This window comes from Pedococcus sp. P1_H8, from assembly GCF_056405175.1.
In genome coordinates this window covers 1-411 of the sequence record NZ_JBFUCP010000319.1, presented here as the reverse complement: position 1 = coordinate 411, position 411 = coordinate 1, and the positions used below count along the sequence as shown (strand labels likewise).

1 protein-coding gene is annotated in these 411 nt (G+C 68.3%); it reads left to right on the top strand.

The genetic code is table 11. From position 1 onward, the window contains the following. Window positions 1-32 precede the first annotated feature (32 nt). Window positions 33-411: hypothetical protein (locus tag AC1DYG_RS20180; protein WP_477641618.1), on the top strand; the 379-nt coding region annotated here is incomplete at its 3' end.

The window sequence follows — 411 nt, the reverse complement described above, 5'->3', positions numbered from 1 at the left end:
CCTACAAGACCGACTCCGTGAGGGTGGCCGGGTTGCCGGTTCCGGTCGCAAGCATCGGCCCCGGGCTGACCCGGGTGGCCGGCAGCTGGGACGCGGCCACGTCGCCGACCTTCTCCTTCCAGTACCTGGTCGGTGCCAACTGCCCGCGTGAGGCGGTGCAGACCACCGGAATCAAGYACGGATCCGGTACCGCCACCGGTTCCTTGGACAAGGCGGGCCCGTCGATCAACGTGCCCAAGAACGTCACCACCACCGTGCTCAGCCCCGTTGCCCCGGGTAGGGCCGGTATCGCGACCAAGATGAACGTCCAGGTGCTCGGCGGCCGCGAAGGCGACCTCGTCAAGTTCTACTCGGCCACCACCGAGATCGGCTCCGTCGCGCTCGACGCGGCGGGCAAGGCCTCCTACAACT